We start from the raw sequence: 20139 nt of genomic DNA on the forward strand, positions 1-20139 counted from the left end.
AAGTTTCAATATTCAATCAAAGAAGCACAAACCTTATATTTCAATGTATTGAGACTGCAAATTTACACAAATTTCCGGATTGAAAAAAATCATTATAAACGTTTTTATTTGAAAGCATAAAGTATGTGACTAATTCTGAATAATATAGGAAGTAAAAAAATATTTGCAAATAAAATTATACTATAAAAACCGCCATTAATATTTCCTCGTATATATAATAGAATAAAATAATATTACGAGAATCTTTATCCTTCTTTTAGATGTTAATTATTCTAATATTTTTCCGGGCTAACAATTTTTGAAGATAATATAATACCCGAAAATATGGTCCAGGAACTTTTAACAGGATTGTGGGTTAAGAAAACACATGATTATTTTGATGCAAGAAGCGCGGAAAACTATGTTTTCCGCGCCTCACATAATATATAGATAGAAGAAATATTAAATCTGTTGGGACTTTTTCGTCCTGTTGAAGATCCAGAAAATAATCGGGAAGATCAACAATGTTAATATAGTTGCTGTAATTAACCCTCCGATAATCACGATGGCTAAAGGTTTCTGAGATTCCGAACCGATACCTGTGGACAATGCGGCAGGCATCAATCCTATCGAAGCCATGAGCGCCGTCATAATAACAGGTCGCGTTCTGGATTTTACACCATTTAATATGGCATTGTCTAAGCTCAATCCGTTCTTGACATTCTGATGAAACTCAGTAATAAGGATAACTCCATTTTGGATACAGATACCGAGCAAAGCAATCATTCCCACTCCGGCTGAAATTCCGAAATTCATTCTGGTAAGATGCAGGGCAATAATCCCTCCGATCAGTGCAAAAGGTACGTTCGCCAATACCAGCAATGAGTCTTTCATATTTCCAAAAAGGATGAACAGTAAGAAGAAAATCCCCAGAATGCTGATCGGAACCACCTGCGCCAGTCTGTGTGAAGCTCTCTGCTGGTTTTCAAACTGACCTGTCCAGCCAATGGAATAACCGTCCGGAAGATCAATATTGGCCACTCTTTTCTGTGCATCCGCAATGGTACTTCCTAAATCACGGTCACGAATCGAAAATTTCACCCCGATGTATCTTTTAATATCATCTCTGTAAATAAATGCAGCTCCGTTATCTTTTACAATGGTACTGATTTCCTTCAGCGGAATCTTTGCCCCATCCTGTGTAGGAACCATTAAGGAAGCAATATCATTTTCATCTTTTCTGTATTCCTGGGAATACCTGAGACGAATCGGGAATTTTCTTTCGCCGTCAAACATTTCTGATGCCGTTTTTCCTCCAAAAGCCATTTCCAGTACAGATTGTGCGTCATCAGGCATTACTCCGTAAGCCGCCATTTTATCCCGGTCCAGCACGACACTTACTTCCGGCTGACCGATATTTTTAATGATCCCCGGATCTTTTACTCCGTCTACGTCTTTGATCTGTTTTAAAACCTCATCCGCCAATTTATCCAGGGTTTCCAGATTATCACCATAAATTTTGATTCCGTTCTCCGCTTTGAAACCAGCTACGGCTTCTGCCACATTATCTGAGATGGGTTGGGAATAATTAAAGGTAATTCCCTGGTAGCTTCTGAGCTTTTTATCTATTTCCTCAATCAGTTCTTCGTAGCTGATCTTGCGTTTCCATTCATCTCTAGGCTGAAGATTGACGGCAAACTGCACAAATCCAAATCCGTTCGGGTCTGTTCCGTCATTACTCCGTCCGGTTTGAGCCAAGACATCGGTAACTTCAGGAAAGCTCATAATGTCTTTCTTTAAAAGGTCTGCGGTTTTCAGAGATTCTTTTAATGATGAACTCATCGGCATTTCTGCAGTAATCCAAAGTGAACCTTCATTCAGTTGGGGCAGGAATTCTGTTCCTAAAAATTTTCCTGAGAATAACGTCACTACCATGAAAGATATGGCAACAATTAAACTCATTCTTTTATGTTGAAAAGTATAGTTGAATCCTTTGAGTACAATTCTATCCCAGAAATTAACAAACGGATTATTTTTTTCTTTTACATTCTTATTTAATAAGATATGGGAAAGAACGGGAACCAATGTCAGAGTGAATACCAATGCCCCTATCAAAGCAAATCCTAAGGTAAATGCTAATGGTGAAAACATCTTCCCTTCCACTTTCTGGAAAGAGAAAATAGGGATTAACGATGTAATGATGATTAATTTTGAAAAGAAGATGGCTTTTCCTAAACCTGTTCCAGTCTGCTTGATCCAGCCTCCTTTTGACAGTTTATTGAATTTTTCTGTTCCATATTTAAGCGCTTTATGATCGAGCATGACAAAAAGCCCTTCCACCATGACGACAGCTCCGTCAATAATAATCCCGAAATCTACCGCACCCAGCGAAAGCAGGTTGGCACTCATCCCGGCAAGCTTTAAGCATAAAAATGCGAACAACAGGGACAGTGGAATAATAATGGAAACAATGAGCGTGGTTCTCCAGTCTGCCATAAAGATCAGAACAATCACCGTAACAAGAATGATTCCCTCGATCAGGTTGTGCATCACGGTGTGTGTCGTGAAGTCCATCAGGTTGTCACGGTCGTAGAAGGTTACCATTTTGACATCTTTCGGAAGAACCTTTTCATTAAGCTCTTTGATTTTGGCTTTCACTCCAACCAGAACTTCCCTTGGGTTCTCCCCTTTTCTCATTACAACAATTCCTTCAACGGTGTCTTCATGATTATTCAATCCGGCTTGTCCGACTCTCGGCATTGAACTTTCGTGAACGTCGGCAACATTTTTGACCAAAACAGGATTTCCGTTGTCATTCTGAATGGTAATATTCCCTATATCATTAATGGATTTAACCAAACCGATTCCTCTTACCACATAAGCCTGACCATTTTTCTCAATAACATCACCTCCGACATTTAAATTGCTTTTGGTAACGGCATCATACACCTGAAGCGGCGTCAGATTGTATTTATCCAAAGCTCTCGGATCAATACTTAATTCAAAAACCTTGTCCTGGCCTCCGAAAACATTGATGTCTGCAACTCCCGGAACGCCTCTCAGTGCGCGGTCGACTACCCAGTTCTGTAAAGTCAGCAGTTCTCTGGAATCTTTCGTTTTACTTTCCAGGGTATATCTGAAAATTTCCCCGGTAGGCCCGTAGGGTGGCTGAACTTCCGGATCCACCTCATCAGGAAGGCTTACGGTTCTTAATTGGTTATTCACCTGATTTCTGGCGAAAGTATCATCCACCCCATCGTCGAAAAGAATTTTAACGATAGAGAGACCAAACATCGTGGTACTTCTCACACTCGTTTTCTTCTGCACCGGGCTCATGGCCAATTCAATGGGCGTAGTCACAAAACGTTCCACTTCTTCTGCGCTCCGCCCATTCCATTGGGTTATAATAACAATCTGGGTATTGGTAACATCCGGGAAAGCTTCAATGGGCATATTTTTGAAACTGATAAAACCCGCAATGGCCAAAATAGCAACCCAGATAAAGGTAAATGCTTTATTTTTTAACGAGAAAGCAATTATATTTTTAATGAATTTATTCATAGTAGAAATTAGATGTTAGACTTTAGATATTAGACTAATAACTAAATGTTTAATTGTTGGGACAATTTTAAAGATGTTAATTAAAAAAATTGAAGGCTTTTGAACCATTAAGTTTTTATTTTAGGATTTAAGATTATGAAGCAGTCGCAGCCGAATTTGGGTAAGAGGAATGCTTAAGAATATCTTCAGATGCTTTTCTTAATTCAGCTTAACTTCTTCCTTCAACATGATCAATAATTCTTAATGGTTCAAAATCAATTTTAATTATTCAGAGAACGGTAAATTAAAAGTTGATTATTAGTGATTACTTCTTCTCCTTCAGACAAACCTTCGGAAACATAAGTGATATCTCCGGTCTGCTTTAAAATCTTTATTTCTTTAACCTTAACATCTGTTCTTGATTTAAAAATCACCACAAAACTTCTGTTATCATCAAAAATCACAGCTTTGGAAGGAACTGTGAGGGCTGTATTATTTTCTGAGCTTGTCACTTTTATGGTTGCCTTACTTTCAGGAATTAATAATCCGTTTGCATTGTCTAAAACAACTCTTGCCTGCATTGCATTGGTTTGCGGATCAATAATTTTAAATATTTTATCAATTTTTCCATCAAAAACTTTGTCCGGATAAGACAATGTGGAAACCTGGGCTTTCATTCCGAGACTTATTTTTTCGATGTCTGATTCGTTGACATTCATGATCGCCCAAACGTTGGTCGTATTCGCCACATCAAAAATATTATCACTTCTGTCACTTCTCAACTGCATATCTTTATTGATATTCTTCTGAACGATGTAACCGCTGATCGGAGCCACAACACTGTAAATATTTCCTTTCTTTACATTATAAACCGTACTCACCGCACTTGCTCTCTGCATTTGGTCCTGAGCCTTCTGCAATTGGCTCTTGGCTTCCAGTACATCTCTTTCAGTATTCAGTTTTCCCTCGTACATTTCCTTGGCAACACGAAGATTGTTTTGAGCAACAACCAAATCCGTTTTTGCATCGCTTACATCTTTCTGAACTTCCGCCAACTCCGTACTTCTGATGGTCGCCAAAATCTGTCCTTTCGTCACATGATCTCCCAACTCTACATTTACACTTAAAACATTTCCTCCAACCAGCGGATAAACATCTATATAGCAGTTTTTATCTGCGGATATTTTCCCGTAAAAATTATAATCGTCTTCTATATTTTTTTTCTCAACTTTTGCTAAAGAAATCGACTTCAGCATTGTGTTGCTCAGTTCAAAGCCTTTTTTTGCCTGTGGTTTAGCCTCTTCCTCTTTTTTTGAGCAAGACAAGACTGACAAAACCACCATTGTTAGGGTTATATATTTTTTCATGTTTAATAGAAGATTTTCGTTTGTACTAGTTGATTAAGCTGTTCTGCCGATTGTATAATTTCATTCTTCATATCGAAGATCTGGAGAGCCGTCTCTCTGTAACTGTCCATGAAATCTGTAAATTCTATAAGGCTGATGTTTCCTTTTCTGAAGTTTTTCAGCATTCCATCATACACAATTTCCATATTGCTAAGGTCTGTGGTTTTAATTTCTGCAAGCTGGTCGTACTGATTTTTCCATGTTTTGTAGGCAGCCTGAACTTTAGTTTCAAGGTTCAGTTTCTGATAATCTGCATTTTTCTGGTTCTGTTGAATGGCATAATTGGCTTTTTCCACATTTCCCTGATTGGATTTCCATAGTGGCAGTGGAATCCCGATCATAAGATTAACCTCATTTTTAAAAGTCCCTCCATTCTGGTCCCATCCTGCTCCTACATTAAGGTCCGGAACATTCAGAGATTTCTGCCACTGTGCATATAATTTGCTGTTGTCAATTAATTTCAGGAAATATTGATAATCAGAATTATGTTCCAGTGCTTTTCTCTTTAGCTCATCTTCGTCTCCGAAGGGCTGGGCTGCAAGAATTTCTTTTGCATCAGCGTCAGAAAGCTGCGGCTCTATTTCATCGGAAATTCCGGTCAGCACTTTTAAATTTTGTTCAAATTCAAGGATGTTTTTATTAATTCCCAGTTTATCATTATTAAGCTGGATCACGAGACTCTGCAGCCTTACTTCGTCTTTAAGGGAAACGTTACCTTTGGCTGACTGTAGGCGGTAAGCATTTAACAGGTCATTCATATACTCCAGCTGCTTATTGGTATTGCCAAGCTTCTGTTTCTCATAATATAAATTGAAATAAGCAGCACGAAGCTGAGCTCTCAGGTCCACTAAAAGCTGCGAAAACTGAAGCTGGGCAAGTTCTTTGTTCGATTTTGCAAAAGCAATTTCATTTTTCTTTTTTCCTCCCATATAGATCAGCTGGGTGATCTCCGCTCCTTTGGCATGGCCTATATCAAAAGCTTTTTTACCTTCAGGATTGTAGGCATTGATCTGACCGCTCAGCTGTGGCAGTTCCCAAATCTTAGCCTGCAGAATATCTGCATCGGCCATATTGATGTTATATTGTTCTGCAAGAAGCTGAAGATTATTTTTCTGAAAAGCCTCTTCACAGTCCAAAAGTGACATCTGCTGCTGTCCTGCCATGAATGAGGAGATGGCAATAAACAGCCCTGCAATTTTGTTCATTCTATCTTTATTTATGATACAAAATTGCCTTTACATGATTAAAAGGGCCTTAAAGAAGCCTTAAAAAAAAATTAAATTTGGTTTAGGAATACGAAATTTATTTGAAAACTTACCCTTTAAACCATATTAAGGTCGGGAATAGGAATAAGTATATGTTTACAACTATAGATTATAAAAAGCGCAACTAAGACTGTTTATTAAATATGATGCTAAATTTATTTGTACTTTCAGCCGGGGAAGAATATTTGATTCTTGCGTTGTGATACTCCAGGATTCGTTTAACAATTCGAAGTCCAAGACCCGAACCGGAAATATTTTGAGAATTATTACCTCTCATAAAAGCTTCAAACAGTTTTGCCTGCTCTTCTTCAGGTATGGTATCTCCATGAGAAATAACATCAACCGTAAGCTGATCATTGGTTTCTGTTATCAAAACATCCACTTCTGCATCATCAGAATATACGGCTGCGTTTTTAAAAAGATTGATAAAGACAATGACTAAAAGAGAATGGATGCCACTAATCGTAAGCAGTCCGTTTTCCGAAGTATCTTCAGAGATCAGAAAATCCAGCTTCAAAGTGGGATAACTTTTTTCTACTGCTTCGAAGGCTTCAAAAATAACTTCATCAATCCTTACTTCTTCATAAATGCTCTGAATATTCTCTTTGTCGAATTTTGTAAGCAATAAAAGGGAATTGGTAAGATCCGACAACTGATACACATCCCGTTGAATCTGTTTTAAAGAAGCAAGGGTTTCAGGAGAGTGCTTTTCAAATTTGATCAGGTTTTCCAGCTGAAATGCCATTCTTGTAATAGGAGTCCTGATTTCATGTGATGCACTTGCCGTAAAATCTTTCTGTGACTGAAAGACATCATCCAACCTTGCAATCATGGTATTAAAGGATTTGGCTAAAACATTAATCTCATCATCAGACTCCTGGACCGGGATCTGTGTGGTAAGTTTATGAGCAGTAACTTCGGAAATTTCGGTATTCAGATCTTCCAACGGACGTAGGAACTGCCCCATGAAATAATAACTGAAAAAACCGATGAGAAGTGTACTCATTACATAAGCTGTGATCAGAAGATATTTAAGGTATTCGAGTTTCGATTTCCCATTGGTATCAAAAGCACTGGTAAGAATGTAGTAATTCTCCCCATTGATGTTTCGAAGTGCTGCATAGATCTCCGGAACAGTTTTTTCACTGTATATGATCTTCTTTTCATCCAGCTCTTTGAGAATCGCATTATCCCAGGTTACATTACGGTCTTTGATTGTACTGTAGACCAGTTCTTTGTCTGCATTGAAAATTAAGATTGTTTCATTGAGAAGGATATTGTCTGAATTTTCGTTAAAAAAAATAGGTGCTTCTTCTTCGAAATTCCTGGACTTTGAAATGAAGTGTGAAGTAAATTCAAGGCGCTGTCTGAATCTTTCTTTGAACTCATCTCTTCTAAAATCATTAAAAGATAGATAGATCACCGCCATCACCATTGCAAAAAGCAGGGAAAAAGCGATACTTAATGTTAATGCTATCTTTCTTTTTAAAGACATTTATAATGGGCTTAGGTAATATCCGAAACCAGAACGGGTGTGGATAAGTTTAAGTTTAAAATCCTTATCGATCTTTTTTCTCAAAAAATTGATGTAGACTTCCACCGTATTGGTATTCGTATTAAAATTATGTTCCCACACATGTTCTGTGATCTGCTGCTTGGAAACAGTTCTTCCCTGTGCCTCTGCAAGATAGACCAGCAGCTGAAATTCTTTAAGAGTAAGGGCTATTTCATTGCCTGCTCTATAGACTTTCTGTTCAGTTTTATTGATGATAAGGTCGTCTACCCTGATGATATCCTGGTCTGCAGCATCGGACGGGGACTTTCTCCTTAGCAGCGAATTGATTCTCAGCAGCAGCTCTTCAAACTGGAAAGGCTTCACCAGGTAATCATCTGCAAGTCTGGTAAACGCATCTTTTTTATCAGAAATGTCTCCGTAAGCCGAGATAATGATGATGGGAGTATTTTTATCGAAAGAACGGATGGTCTGGCAAACGTCAAGCCCGTTTATCTTGGGAACATTGATGTCGAGCAGATACAGGTCATACGTATTGTTCTTGATTTGCCGGAGAAAGGTTTCGCCATCATAAATCTTATCACAGGTGAAGCTGTTCGATTCTAAAAACCGGCAAAGCTCCGCCGAAAGAATGAGGTCGTCTTCCAATAAAAGAATATTCATCAAAATCTTATTTTATACGAATTTAACGAAATTTTTATGTTCCTGTATTATCCATTGAAGGCTGATGGACAGATTTAATTAAATTTTAAGGTAAATTTTTACAAAAAAAGGAGTAATTATTGTTTTTTTGTTGCTGAAGATTTCTGGGAGGCATACTATAAACCAGACTTAAAACTAGATTTTAGGGTAAAAAAAAATCCCGAAAAGATTCGGGAAATATAGAGAGCCAACTACGGGACTTGAACCCGTGACCTCTTCCTTACCAAGGAAGCACTCTACCGCTGAGCTAAGTCGGCATTGAAGCAAAAAAATCACACTAATTAGCGTGATTTTCTTTGAGCGGAAGACGGGGGTCGAACCCGCGACATTCAGCTTGGAAGGCTGACGCTCTACCAACTGAGCTACTTCCGCAATTTTGTTTCCAAAACTATTGGTAACGCTGTGCAAATCTAGGAAAATCCTTTTAAATCTACAAAACTTTTTTTATTAATATAAATGTGGGGAGAGCAGGATTCGAACCTACGAAGCCGAAGCAACTGAGTTACAGTCAGTCCCATTTAGCCACTCTGGAATCTCCCCTCATGTTATATTAAAATTGAGCCTCCAGAGGGATTCGAACCCACGACCCCGAGATTACAAATCACGTGCTCTGGCCAACTGAGCTATGGAGGCAATTTTAAAATGTAAACTGAAGGCTTTAGAGAAAATCTACTCTATGCTTTTCAGCAGTTAAAAAAAAATCACCCTCTAGCAGAGTGATCTATTTTGAGCGGAAGACGGGGGTCGAACCCGCGACATTCAGCTTGGAAGGCTGACGCTCTACCAACTGAGCTACTTCCGCAATTTTGTTTCCAAAACTATTGGTAATGCTGTGCAAACTTAGGAAAAATCCTTTAGATACACAAGTTTTCATCTAATATAAAATGTGGGGAGAGCAGGATTCGAACCTACGAAGCCGAAGCAACTGAGTTACAGTCAGTCCCATTTAGCCACTCTGGAATCTCCCCTCATGTTTATATTAAAAAGAGCCTCCAGAGGGATTCGAACCCACGACCCCGAGATTACAAATCACGTGCTCTGGCCAACTGAGCTATGGAGGCATATAAAAAAGAATTCAAAAGATCGCTGTTCCCTTTTTGCGAGTGCAAATATAGAACGGATTTTTTGAATTCTCAAACTTTTCTATAACTTTTTTAAACTTTTTTTACTACGCCATTTCTTTTTTCTTGATTAATAGCTTTTTAGCAGTATCAACACATAGGTCTAAACTTTCTTCAAAAGTTTCAGACGTCTTTTTTACAACGATATCGTCGCCTGGGACGGCTAAAATAAGCTCGGCAGTTTTGTTGTTTCTATCAGAGTTATTTTCAACTTTTAAGAACACCTTACACTCATGAATTTTATCATAAAAGGTTTCCAATTTGCTTACTTTTTTGTCAATGTGTGATTCTAATGGTTCGTGTGGAGTTAAACCAATTGATTGAACTGTGATCTTCATAATTCTTCTTTTTTAGATGCTCGAGGATGAGCCTGATTAAACACTTTTTTCAATTGTTCAATATTAGCATTCGTATAGACTTGAGTACTTGCAAGACTGGAATGCCCTAATATTTTTTTTACTTTGGAGATCTCCGCCCCATTATCCAAAACGTGTGTAGCAAAGCTATGCCGAAGGATGTGAGGACTTCTTTTTTCTTTCGTTGTTACAAGACTAAGGTACTTATTAACTACCACATAAACAAATTTTTCATTGAGTTTTTTACCCTTTTTATTGATGAAAAAATAGGTTTTATATTCGGTATCAGATTTCCTTATTTCCAGGTAACTTCTAAGCAGATTTGAGAGGTCTGCGGAAATGGGAATAAAACGTTCTTTATTTCCTTTTCCTATTACCTTGAGCTCATTTCCTTCTAGGTTAACGTGTTCAAACATCAGGCCACAAAGCTCAGCTTTACGCATTCCGGTCTGGTATAATACCTCTATAATACATTTTTCCAGAATATCGGGTTGATCTATCAGAACACCGTCACTGAGCGCCTGCATTTCTTCCTGTGAGATAGGAATCTGTTTTTCAGCGTAAAACTTAAGGGAAGATATACTTTCCGTGGGAGAGACTTTAATTTCACCGACCTTTAAAAGGAATAAATAAAAACTTCTGAGGGATGATAATTTTCTATTGATGCTTCTTTTTGAAATATTATTTTCGCTCAATTCGACGATAAAATTCCTGATTACTTTTTTATCAGCCTTGGAAATATCTTCAGAAGCTTCTGTTTTAAGGTAGAAATGGGAAAAGTCTTCAAGATCTTTTCGGTAACTTGTAATAGTGTGAGGCGAATACCTCTTTTCGAACTGTAAATATTCTAAATACTTATCTAACATTACATAAGGTATAAAAACAAAAATTCACCTCTCAAATATACGTATTTAAGAAGTGAATTTAGTATGTGGTTAAGAAAAATCTTAAGCCTGCTCTTCCTTGCTAAGTCCTCTTTGTTTGTAAGCGGCCTTTAGTCTAGCTTGTCTTAAAGTTACAGAAGGCTTAATAAACGCTTGTCTAGATCTCAATTGACGAACTGTACCCGTTTTATCAAATTTTCTTTTATATTTTTTTAAAGCTCTGTCGATGGATTCCCCATCTTTTACTGGAATTATTAACATATTTTACATCTCATTTTGGATTGCAAAACTAGACATTTTTTATTAAACTGCAAAATTTAGCTCCACTTTCTTTAAAAAACACATTATAAGTTATCCACAATCAGATACAATAATGTGGACAAGTATGCTATTTTTAAAATTTTGAGTCCTCTCTATTATCCGTTATATACTAATAACAGCAATATAAACATACTGGGGATTATCTGAAAAGTATGTCATATTATGAACTATATGTAAACAAAAATCCCTATCTTTGTAGCTACTTTATTCATGGGGTTGACTGGTTTCGACAGCAAGATCAATGGGTAAGTAAGCATGCAGAGAACCGTAGCGCGATCTCTTTAATCCCTTGCTACACAACTTTAACTGGCAACGAAGAGTTCGCTCTTGCAGCTTAATATCGAAGTATAGTAGATCAAGCGTTTTCCTGAAGATAGTAAGGAAGCAAGATATCTCACAAATGCTCTGTTCTGCGGCGTTTGATTCTGGGATATAGGAATGCAGGAATAAGGTTTCAGATGCTTTGGCTGAAACTCGAAAACTTCAGAAGATAAGCTGGAAGTTGGGTGTCTGCCCTCTGCCTCCAGTCGAAAACCAATGGTAGAATAAGCATGTAGAAATCTTATGTATTGCTTGTTTGGACGAGGGTTCGAATCCCTCCAACTCCACTTTTAATAAAAAAGGTCCTTTTCCAAGGTCCTTTTTTTATTTTGTTATACCATATAGATATTAAAACGAAATTTTCAAAATTTCATCATCCAGTTATTGAGGTCTTCATGCGAAGGAATATCCAGTTGTTTCCTTAATCTGTTTTTTTTGGTTTCAATTCCCCGAATAGTCAGGTGATTATAATGAGCAATTTCTTTAGTAGAAAAATTGAGACGGAGCAATGCACAAAATTTAAGCTGTCCTGAAGTGAGAAAAGGATACGTTTCTGATAGTTTTTTATAAAATTCCGGATAAATCTCTTTAAATCTTAAAAGAAAAGCAGGATCATCTGATTTTGCTAATTGAACTACTTCTTCAAAAGCATCATTCATTTTATCTTCCAAATCAGAAATCACCACTTCCTTTTGTTTCTTCTCCTTTCTTTCTTTTCGGTATCTTTTAAAATATCTTACTGCATAATAGACCATGATCAATAAGACACTTAAAATAAGCCCTAAAATAATATAAAATCTACCGGATTGCTGTTTACTTGTTTCGTTATCCCGTATTGATTCTTTATTTACAGCCATTTTTTCGACATTGCGCAAGCTGTCATCAAGTTTTTTATATTTATTTCTGTAAAACAAGGAATTTTTATAATCTTTTTGTTTTTCATAAACAAGAGCAAGATTATCATAAACATCCTTCAATTGATAAGGTCTTGCACTCAATTTTGTAATAGGTAAAGCTTTCTTTAAATAGAAAAGAGCACTATCCTGTTCATCACTCTTATAATAATAAGAACCCATATTACTAAAAATAAAACCCACATTTACCGTATCTTTTCTTGAAATGGAAAGCCTCAATGCTTTGCGGCTATAGTAACGTGCAGAATCAAGTTGATGAACTTCGGAAAAATACATCCCTATATTAGAATACATTGGAATTAAGGATATTTCTTTTTTATCTTTATCCTGCATTTTATTATACCACTTCAAACTTTCTTTAAGATAAACTAATGTACTTTTATCATAAGATAATCTCATTTCACTTTTGAGGATAACCAGATCACTAAATAATGATCCTTTTCCCGCAAACATCTCATCTCCTTTTAGTTTTGAGGCTTTTTCAAGGGCTTGCTTCAACAAACTTTCCGATTTATTATAAACTCCCAACTTCATATAAGATATTGCCCTCATACGAATAGCCAGCATTTCAAAAAACGGATAACCAAGTTTATGAGCATAATCTTCCAGTCTTAGAGAATATTCTATTAGTTTTTCGTATTCTGCCATATCATAATAAACAGTTAAAGCACGATACATTGCATACATTTCTTCCTTCTCATACCCACTTTCACCAGCAATATCAACGTATTTAAAAAGCAGTTGTAAAGCTTCCTTTTTATTGGTCATACTAAAAGCTGCTATTTTACCAAGACTATCTATTTCTTTTGGGGTATATTTTTGTCCTAAAAGATGTACAGAAACAGAAATTGTGAAAAGCAGAAAAAGTATTTTTTTCAACATAGTATTAATGCATATTTATGATGTAAGTAAAGTTAAAAAAAAGACTTCACTTTAATTAAATAAAACCATATCATTTAATTTGCATTCTAAATAATGTATAGTAAATCATTATAATGAATCTTTCAGAGATTTATTGATTGTATGTAAATTACCCTCTGTCATATACTGTAATACAAAAATTTGGATTACCACTTTTTCGGCGGCTTTACTATTAATAAAAATCAAAAGTTTTTTTGTTGCAAAATCCACTTTGGCAGAATGAATTTCAGTTAAAGGGATTTCTACCTGCCTGTAAAACATCAACAGGGATCCTATACGTATTGGATAAAATTCTTTTATACTGAATACTGCTTCAGAATTTTCTATTTCAATATATCTCAGATTAAGCAGCAGAAACAGAAAAAAAATGATTAATAAACAGATAACAATCTGAATACAATATAAGTATAAGAAACTTACACAAAGTAAATAGGACATTATCAATATAAAGAATTCTAATAAAATACTGAAAAAATAAAAATACATCCAGCGATCAACCTTTTTTTTATTATTTATTCTGATCATAGTTTTGTTTAGAATTTAAAATAGTGGCTGCTGTAGCAGCCACTATTCAAATACACATATGTAAAAAATGAAAAAAAAAATCTAGAATTAGTGTACCACTTTTAGAAAATCACCTGTTCTGTACAACGCCCCAATAGGTAACCCAGCTGCAATGGCTGCTGCGTTATCTGGAAGGTCACTACATCCCTCAATAATTGCAGGCGTAAGATCTGAAGCCTGCTTTACTACATGAAGTGGTGCAGCGGGAGCATTAACCCCGATACCTACTCTTCCTTCGAAATAGTTTTTGGTACTCACTCCTTTAGAATATAAGTTGTAACTAGTCGCAGCTGTTCCTCCGGAAAAAGTAAAGTCGTCAATATAAATACCATATGCATTAGCAGGAGTAGCATTCCTAGAAGCTCTATTGATGTGAAGCCCATAAAGATTGGTAAACTTATTATTGGCCGCAGTACCCGTCAAATTAATCTGGCTTCTCAATCCTGCTCCATAAGTAATATTTCTGACTCCTGCATCCTGAGTATACAAAGCTCCATCAAGACCAATAGCTTCAAAAGAGGTTATATTACCCGCTCCTGCAAGAGTTACGCGCAATTGTGCACCTTTTATATCTCCGCTTACAGTAAGTGATTTTCCAGCAGAAGCACTTGCAATTAAAATGGTATTATAAGATCTTAAATACGATGCTGTAACATCATTAGTGTTTGCAGTAATAGTTGGCCAAGTACTAAAAGCATACATTTGAGATATATTCCTATCACTAAGGTTAATCGAGTTATTCACACCATAATAAGAAGAAGACCCTGAAGATGCCGGTGATGCAGTAATAGAGTTATTCAATCCATAGGTTGAAAATGATCCGGATGTAGAGCTGTCATAGATTTGATTATTGAATCCAAACTTAAATCCTAACTTGTTACTAATTAATGTATTGTCAACACCTGTTGAATTTCCCGTATCTCCTGAGCTTGTAGTTTCCATAATCTGAAGATTAGCAGCCGGAGAAGTTCCGGGATTAACCCCAATTCCTACTTTGCCCATCTGATAAATGTCTTGGGTATTGGCAGAAGCCTGGGTATTGGTTCCAGAAATGTTCCAGGGCTCTTGACCTCCGCTTGTTAAGGCTTTCCATAAACTACCATCAAAATAATAATAACCAACAGCAGTCACATTGGCTGTTTTTGTTGTTGTATCAATAGGGAGTAATGCTTGGGTAACATAAATAATGGTTCCGGTTTGTGGAACATCATAATTGGCATCTTTTGCTTTCAGTTCAGTTCCTGTTAATCTTGGAGCAATAAAACCATCAGTTTTTGTAAGATCTGCAGGCGTGGATGTTACATCCAGCGTTGCTTTGGGAGTTGCGGTATTGATTCCGACCTGTCCATACGCAATAGAGGAGACAGCAATAGTTGCTGCTAATAATAATTTTTTCGTCATAGTGTTTGAAATTAAAAGTTATTAATTAAACTTTTTTGTTTGAATAATTTTTGGCAAAGTAAATTTCAAATCCGGACAACATGCAAAAAAAGCGCTACTTCAAATCTACGCCAGTTTTACAACTATCTGGAAATCAAAACAATTATTCACTAACACACAACATTGACCAACTCATTCAAAATGAGAAACTTTTCTTATTATTATTAAAATTGAACTTTAAAAATCTAGAATATAAGATTATTTCAGAAGCTTATATTTTCATTAAAAATGGATTTTTTAAATTAAAAAGCAGATTTACACTACTGCATAAGAAACAGAATAGTATCTTGAATAGTATATAAGTTTTATGGTAAAACAATGCAAGCTTTAGAATTACTGAATAATTTCAATTTAATAAGATGCTGATAAGTAAGGAAAATAGGAGCTTAAAAAATGAATGGAATTATTTTAATCAATGACTTTTCAATTTCGCATCAGCAGACACCCTAACATAACCATCTGAAAACTAAAAGACTAAAACCAAACAAACTAAAATGAAAGCTTCTAGTCCACAAAAAAGACTAAAAAAATGTTTTATCGTGAAGAATTTTATATATTTGCACCATCTAACAATTAAAAAAATAATTTACTATGTCAGACATTGCATCAAGAGTAAAAGCTATCATCGCTGATAAGCTTGACGTTGAAGAAACAGAAGTAACTCCTGAAGCTAGCTTCACTAACGATTTAGGAGCTGACTCATTGGATACAGTTGAGTTAATCATGGAATTTGAAAAAGAATTCAATATTCAAATCCCTGATGACCAGGCTGAAAAAATTACTACTGTAGGGCACGCTATCGCTTACATCGAAGAAGTAGTAAATAAATAATATTCTTCAACAAAAAAGAAAATTTTAAAAGTTTATGGAATTAAAAAGAGTAGTTGTAACCGGTTTTGGCGCAATAACACCGATTGGAAATAATGCAAAAGAATACTGGGAAAATCTTCTTAAAGGTGAGAGCGGTGCTGCTCCGATTACTCTTTTTGATGCCAAAAACTTTAAAACTAAATTCGCTTGCGAGGTGAAAGGCTTCGATCCATTACAGCATTTCGATAAGAAGGAAGCTAAAAAAATGGACCGGAATACCCAGCTTGGGCTGGTAGCTGCAAGAGAAGCGGTAGCGCACTCCAGGATTATGGAAGACAATGTAGATAAAAACAGAGTCGGTGTAATCTGGGGGTCAGGAATCGGAGGTTTAGAAACTTTTGAAACTGAGGTTTTAGGATGGGCGAACACGGAAATTCCAAGATTCAATCCATTCTTTATTCCTAAGATGATCGCGGATATCACTCCTGGACATATTTCAATAGAGTATGGCTTTCACGGGCCGAATTATACTACGGTATCTGCCTGTGCATCTTCAGCCAACGCTTTAATTGATTCCAAGATGATTATCCAGCTTGGAAAAGCAGATGTTATTGTATGCGGAGGCTCTGAAGCAGCCGTAACAGCAAGTGGTGTCGGTGGATTTAATGCGATGATGGCACTTTCTACAAGAAATGACGATCCTAAAACAGCTTCAAGACCTTTTGACAAAGACAGAGATGGCTTTGTGTTGGGCGAAGGAGCAGGATGTATCATCCTTGAGGAATATGAGCACGCAGTAAAACGTGGTGCTACAATTTATGCAGAATTACAAGGTGGCGGGATGAGTGCAGATGCACATCACATGACTGCCCCGCATCCTGAAGGACTGGGAGCTTATCTGGTAATGAAAAACTGTTTGGAAGACGCAGGCTTAACTGCTGATGAAGTAGACCATATCAACATGCATGGTACCTCTACTCCATTAGGAGATATTGCAGAATCCAACGCAATTTCAAAATTACTGGGCGAGCACGCTTTTGATATTCAGATTAATTCTACAAAATCAATGACCGGACACCTTCTGGGAGCTGCCGGAGTAATTGAAGCTATCGCTGCATTAGGAACTATTATTCATGGTATTGTTCCGCCTACCATCAACCATTTTACTGATGATGAAAATATTGACAGCAGACTGAATTTCACATTCAACAACGCTGTTAAGAAAGATGTGAAAGTAGCCATGAGCAATACTTTTGGATTTGGCGGGCATAACGCTTGCGTTCTATTTAAGAAAATCTAAATTCAATGAATGGAGTTACAGAAATACTTTTCTAAATTCCTTCTCAAACAAAGAAAAAGAAAATTAACGGAGAGAGACTATTTCCTTAGTACCGAGCTGAAAAAAATGCTGGGTGCGGAGGTTCAGAATATTGCTCTTTACCGTGAAGCTTTTTCTTTAAAAAGTTCTTCTAAAAATCAAGACTGCAATTACGAGAGGCTTGAATTTTTGGGAGATTCTGTTTTGGGTACAATTATTTCCTGTCATCTGTTCCAGACCTATCCTCAGGCTAATGAAGGATATCTGACACAGATGAAATCTAAAATTGTTAATAGGAAGAATCTTAATAAATTAGGAGAAGACCTGAAGCTTATCGATCTTTTGCAGAAGCAGGGATCCGCAGCATTGGGAGAAAACATTTCCGGAAATTTATTTGAGGCACTTATTGGTGCTGTTTATCTGGACTTTCATTATGATGCCTGTAAGAGGATCATCTTGGAAAGATTATTGACTCCTAGTGAAATTAACAAGCTTGAGAATAAAATTGTAAGCTATAAAGGTCTTCTGCTTGAATGGAGCCAGAAGAAAAAAGTAAATATAAAATACGAGACCTGTGAAGAGGTCCAGGCCAATAAAGCGGTGGTATTCAGGTGCCACGTCTGGCTGGGAGAAGAAAAGATCGCCAATGCGACGGAAACTTCCAAAAAGAAAGCGGAAGAAAAGGCAGCACAAAGAGCATTTTATATTTTAAACAAAAAAGAAAACATACTTGGAAATTCAAAAACTTTATGATCTGGATGATATAGAATTTGAAGATATTGCCATAGGATTGGTAAGATTAGCAAAAGATATACCTGCTCATGAGTTTTTCTACAAAATAAATCAAATCAACGGCCTTACCTTTTCCAGAAAGAAAGATGTGATCATTCACGGGGCTTATTATGATTATTATTTCCCGAGATTTGAGGCTTATCATAAGTTTACAAAGACATGTTTTACATTTATTTCGAACCGATCCTCGGAAAGTACGCAAAAAAAACTGCAGACCGAGCTCTTTACAGGAGAAGAAAACATTAAATTTTTATTAAATAATCAGGTAGATGTAGAATATATTCTGCATACTTCGGAACAAATTCCTGATTTTTCCGTAATTTTGCTCCCGGAAAATCTTGTATTTCCGATACAAGACTATACACTAGGTTCTGAAGAAGAACTTTATCAAATTATCCAGTATTATGAATAAGTATTTAAAGAAGACAAAAATTATTGCAACACTAGGGCCTGCTTCATCGTCGAAGGAGGTAATGTTAGGACTCATGAAAGCAGGTGTTGATATTTTCAGAATAAATTTTTCACATGCAGATTACGAATTAGTTCGAAATAATATTGAAATTATCAGAGAGCTTAATCAGGAATACGGTTTTTCTGTGGGTATCCTTGGAGACCTTCAGGGACCGAAACTGAGAGTAGGTGTCGTAAAAGAAGGTTCTTACCTGAACCCCGGCGATATTCTTACTTTTACGAATGAGAAAATAGAAGGTGATTCCACTAAGGTTTACATGACGTATCAGCAGTTTCCTCAGGATGTAAAAGTTGGGGAGAGAATCCTTATTGATGACGGAAAGCTGATGTTGGAGGTTATTGAGACCAACGAAATAGATACGGTAAAAGCAAAGACTATTCAAGGGGGACCTCTGAGCTCTAAAAAGGGAGTGAACCTGCCGAATACCAATGTATCTCTTCCTGCTCTTACGGAAAAAGACGTTCAGGATGCCAATTTCATGCTTGACATGGAGGTTGACTGGATTGCACTTTCTTTCGTACGACACGCACAGGACATTATCGACCTGAAAAAGCTGATCGACAGCCATCCAAACGGAAAATTCAAAACTCCGATTATTGCTAAGATCGAAAAGCCTGAAGGTGTTAAAAATATTGACGAAATTTTATTGGAATGTGACGGACTTATGGTTGCCCGTGGTGACCTTGGGGTGGAAGTTCCGATGGAAGAAGTTCCAGCTATCCAGAAAAATCTGGTAGAGAAAGCAAGATTTTACTCAAAACCGGTAATTATTGCTACACAGATGATGGAAACAATGATCAACAGCCTTACGCCGACAAGAGCAGAGGTAAATGATGTTGCCAACTCTGTATTGGACGGCGCGGACGCAGTAATGCTTTCCGGAGAAACTTCTGTAGGAAGATATCCGGTTCAGGTAGTTGAAAACATGTCAAAAATTGTACAGAACATTGAGAAGACGCATTTTTATCAGCATAAAAATGAACCTATCGAAAAAGACTATAACTGTATTGATGAGAGATTCATTACCAACAGGGTATGTCTTGCAGCAGTAAGAATTGCTAAAACTACCAATGTTTCTGCTATTGTTACCCTGACGCATTCAGGATATACAGCATTTCAGCTGGCAGCACACAGACCGAATTCCCATATCATTGTATACAGCGGAAACCGAAGAGTGATCACAATGCTGAACCTTCTTTGGGGAGTTCATGCCTTTTATTATGACATGAAAAAATCTACCGATGAAACAATTATCCAGGTAAATATGCTGACACACAACCATGGTTATATTGAAAGCGGAGACTTTGTGATCAACATCAATGCTACTCCATCTTACGAAGGTGGAAAGACAAATACATTAAGACTGACAACAGTTTAGATAATAAGCAATAAGCAATAAGCAAAATTACTTAGCTACTATATAAAAATCCCGGAAATAGATGTTTCCGGGATTTTATTTTTTATATTGTTAACGTAGGTTTACACAAATACATTATACAT

At 36.7% G+C, this 20139-nt stretch carries 15 protein-coding genes, 7 tRNA genes and 1 other RNA gene; 6 read left to right on the forward strand and 17 right to left on the reverse strand.

Features of this window, described 5'->3' with window-relative positions:
* Window positions 1–441: 441 nt before the first annotated feature.
* The 15 genes from LC418_RS19205 to rpsU all read right to left on the reverse strand — a co-directional run bounded on the left by LC418_RS19205 (window position 442) and on the right by rpsU (window position 11027).
* A complete protein-coding gene (locus tag LC418_RS19205) occupies window positions 442–3540 on the reverse strand; it encodes an efflux RND transporter permease subunit (protein ID WP_223560317.1) in 3099 nt (1032 codons plus the stop codon).
* A 260-nt stretch (window positions 3541–3800) separates the two neighbouring features.
* Entirely contained in the window at window positions 3801–4886 is a 1086-nt protein-coding gene (locus LC418_RS19210; RefSeq protein WP_223560318.1) for an efflux RND transporter periplasmic adaptor subunit, read from the reverse strand.
* Window positions 4887–4888: 2 nt separating this feature from the next.
* Window positions 4889–6130, reverse strand: a complete 1242-nt coding sequence (locus LC418_RS19215) for a TolC family protein (protein WP_111955373.1) — start codon at window positions 6128–6130, stop codon at window positions 4889–4891.
* A 184-nt stretch (window positions 6131–6314) separates the two neighbouring features.
* Window positions 6315–7685, reverse strand: coding sequence for an ATP-binding protein (locus LC418_RS19220; protein ID WP_223560319.1), 1371 nt, complete (start codon window positions 7683–7685; stop codon window positions 6315–6317).
* Window positions 7686–8366: a response regulator transcription factor gene (locus LC418_RS19225; protein ID WP_111955376.1), complete on the reverse strand. Its 681-nt coding sequence runs from the start codon at window positions 8364–8366 to the stop codon at window positions 7686–7688.
* A gap of 224 nt (window positions 8367–8590) precedes the next feature.
* Window positions 8591–8662 (reverse strand) — tRNA-Thr (locus tag LC418_RS19230).
* A 42-nt stretch (window positions 8663–8704) separates the two neighbouring features.
* A tRNA-Gly gene (locus LC418_RS19235) sits at window positions 8705–8777 on the reverse strand.
* Between the two features lie 87 nt (window positions 8778–8864).
* A tRNA-Tyr gene (locus LC418_RS19240) sits at window positions 8865–8945 on the reverse strand.
* A gap of 19 nt (window positions 8946–8964) precedes the next feature.
* Window positions 8965–9038 (reverse strand) — tRNA-Thr (locus tag LC418_RS19245).
* Window positions 9039–9134: 96 nt separating this feature from the next.
* Window positions 9135–9207: transfer RNA gene (locus tag LC418_RS19250), tRNA-Gly, on the reverse strand.
* A gap of 85 nt (window positions 9208–9292) precedes the next feature.
* Window positions 9293–9373, reverse strand: a tRNA-Tyr gene (locus LC418_RS19255).
* A gap of 19 nt (window positions 9374–9392) precedes the next feature.
* Window positions 9393–9466: transfer RNA gene (locus LC418_RS19260), tRNA-Thr, on the reverse strand.
* Window positions 9467–9573: 107 nt separating this feature from the next.
* Complete coding sequence (locus tag LC418_RS19265) at window positions 9574–9864, reverse strand: HPF/RaiA family ribosome-associated protein (protein WP_111955378.1); 291 nt, start codon at window positions 9862–9864, stop codon at window positions 9574–9576.
* Window positions 9861–10748: a tyrosine-type recombinase/integrase gene (locus LC418_RS19270; protein ID WP_223560320.1), complete on the reverse strand. Its 888-nt coding sequence runs from the start codon at window positions 10746–10748 to the stop codon at window positions 9861–9863. Before LC418_RS19270 ends, LC418_RS19265 begins: the two co-directional genes overlap by 4 nt.
* Before the next feature lie 81 nt (window positions 10749–10829).
* The gene (gene rpsU, locus LC418_RS19275) at window positions 10830–11027 is read right to left on the reverse strand and encodes a 30S ribosomal protein S21 (RefSeq protein ID WP_034702010.1); all 198 of its coding nucleotides are present in this window, start codon (window positions 11025–11027) and stop codon (window positions 10830–10832) included.
* 272 nt (window positions 11028–11299) lie between these two features.
* On the opposite strand from rpsU, the gene ssrA reads away from it, so the two are divergent.
* Window positions 11300–11698, forward strand: a transfer-messenger RNA (tmRNA) gene (gene ssrA / locus LC418_RS19280).
* Window positions 11699–11770: 72 nt separating this feature from the next.
* Here the strand turns inward: ssrA and LC418_RS19285 are convergent.
* A complete protein-coding gene (locus tag LC418_RS19285; RefSeq protein ID WP_223560321.1) occupies window positions 11771–13204 on the reverse strand; it encodes a tetratricopeptide repeat protein in 1434 nt (477 codons plus the stop codon).
* Window positions 13205–13855: 651 nt separating this feature from the next.
* Window positions 13856–15208 carry a hypothetical protein gene (locus LC418_RS19290; RefSeq protein WP_111955410.1) on the reverse strand — a complete coding sequence of 451 codons (1353 nt, stop codon included), beginning with the start codon at window positions 15206–15208 and terminating at the stop codon, window positions 13856–13858.
* A gap of 630 nt (window positions 15209–15838) precedes the next feature.
* On the opposite strand from LC418_RS19290, the gene LC418_RS19295 reads away from it, so the two are divergent.
* Genes LC418_RS19295 through pyk form a run of 5 tightly spaced genes read left to right on the forward strand, consistent with a single transcriptional unit; the run spans window position 15839 to window position 20017 of the window.
* On the forward strand, window positions 15839–16078 hold the full coding sequence (locus LC418_RS19295; RefSeq protein ID WP_002976354.1) for an acyl carrier protein: 240 nt from the start codon (window positions 15839–15841) through the stop codon (window positions 16076–16078).
* A 34-nt stretch (window positions 16079–16112) separates the two neighbouring features.
* Window positions 16113–17357, forward strand: a complete 1245-nt coding sequence (fabF, locus tag LC418_RS19300) for a beta-ketoacyl-ACP synthase II (protein WP_111955414.1) — start codon at window positions 16113–16115, stop codon at window positions 17355–17357.
* Between the two features lie 9 nt (window positions 17358–17366).
* Window positions 17367–18128 (forward strand): ribonuclease III, encoded by a 762-nt coding sequence (gene rnc, locus LC418_RS19305; RefSeq protein ID WP_111955416.1) that lies wholly within the window; start codon window positions 17367–17369, stop codon window positions 18126–18128.
* Complete coding sequence (locus tag LC418_RS19310) at window positions 18106–18579, forward strand: IPExxxVDY family protein (protein WP_111955418.1); 474 nt, start codon at window positions 18106–18108, stop codon at window positions 18577–18579. Before rnc ends, LC418_RS19310 begins: the two co-directional genes overlap by 23 nt.
* Complete coding sequence (gene pyk / locus LC418_RS19315; RefSeq protein WP_111955420.1) at window positions 18572–20017, forward strand: pyruvate kinase; 1446 nt, start codon at window positions 18572–18574, stop codon at window positions 20015–20017. Before LC418_RS19310 ends, pyk begins: the two co-directional genes overlap by 8 nt.
* Window positions 20018–20139: the final 122 nt, after the last annotated feature.

It is taken from the genome of Chryseobacterium lathyri, from assembly GCF_019970085.1.
GTDB classification, from domain to species: domain Bacteria; phylum Bacteroidota; class Bacteroidia; order Flavobacteriales; family Weeksellaceae; genus Chryseobacterium; species Chryseobacterium lathyri.

What these genes read in the sequence shown, in the direction of transcription:
- LC418_RS19295 (WP_002976354.1), top strand. Translation starts at nt 15,839, where the DNA reads ATGTCAGACATTGCATCAAGAGTAAAAGCTATCATCGCTGATAAGCTT.
- pyk (WP_111955420.1), top strand. Translation starts at nt 18,572, where the DNA reads ATGAATAAGTATTTAAAGAAGACAAAAATTATTGCAACACTAGGGCCT.
- LC418_RS19210 (WP_223560318.1), bottom strand. Translation starts at nt 4,886, where the DNA reads ATGAAAAAATATATAACCCTAACAATGGTGGTTTTGTCAGTCTTGTCT.
- LC418_RS19225 (WP_111955376.1), bottom strand. Translation starts at nt 8,366, where the DNA reads ATGAATATTCTTTTATTGGAAGACGACCTCATTCTTTCGGCGGAGCTT.
- LC418_RS19270 (WP_223560320.1), bottom strand. Translation starts at nt 10,748, where the DNA reads ATGTTAGATAAGTATTTAGAATATTTACAGTTCGAAAAGAGGTATTCG.
- LC418_RS19290 (WP_111955410.1), bottom strand. Translation starts at nt 15,208, where the DNA reads ATGACGAAAAAATTATTATTAGCAGCAACTATTGCTGTCTCCTCTATT.
- rpsU (WP_034702010.1), bottom strand. Translation starts at nt 11,027, where the DNA reads ATGTTAATAATTCCAGTAAAAGATGGGGAATCCATCGACAGAGCTTTA.
- rnc (WP_111955416.1), top strand. Translation starts at nt 17,367, where the DNA reads ATGGAGTTACAGAAATACTTTTCTAAATTCCTTCTCAAACAAAGAAAA.
- LC418_RS19205 (WP_223560317.1), bottom strand. Translation starts at nt 3,540, where the DNA reads ATGAATAAATTCATTAAAAATATAATTGCTTTCTCGTTAAAAAATAAA.
- LC418_RS19285 (WP_223560321.1), bottom strand. Translation starts at nt 13,204, where the DNA reads ATGTTGAAAAAAATACTTTTTCTGCTTTTCACAATTTCTGTTTCTGTA.
- LC418_RS19265 (WP_111955378.1), bottom strand. Translation starts at nt 9,864, where the DNA reads ATGAAGATCACAGTTCAATCAATTGGTTTAACTCCACACGAACCATTA.
- LC418_RS19220 (WP_223560319.1), bottom strand. Translation starts at nt 7,685, where the DNA reads ATGTCTTTAAAAAGAAAGATAGCATTAACATTAAGTATCGCTTTTTCC.
- fabF (WP_111955414.1), top strand. Translation starts at nt 16,113, where the DNA reads ATGGAATTAAAAAGAGTAGTTGTAACCGGTTTTGGCGCAATAACACCG.
- LC418_RS19215 (WP_111955373.1), bottom strand. Translation starts at nt 6,130, where the DNA reads ATGAACAAAATTGCAGGGCTGTTTATTGCCATCTCCTCATTCATGGCA.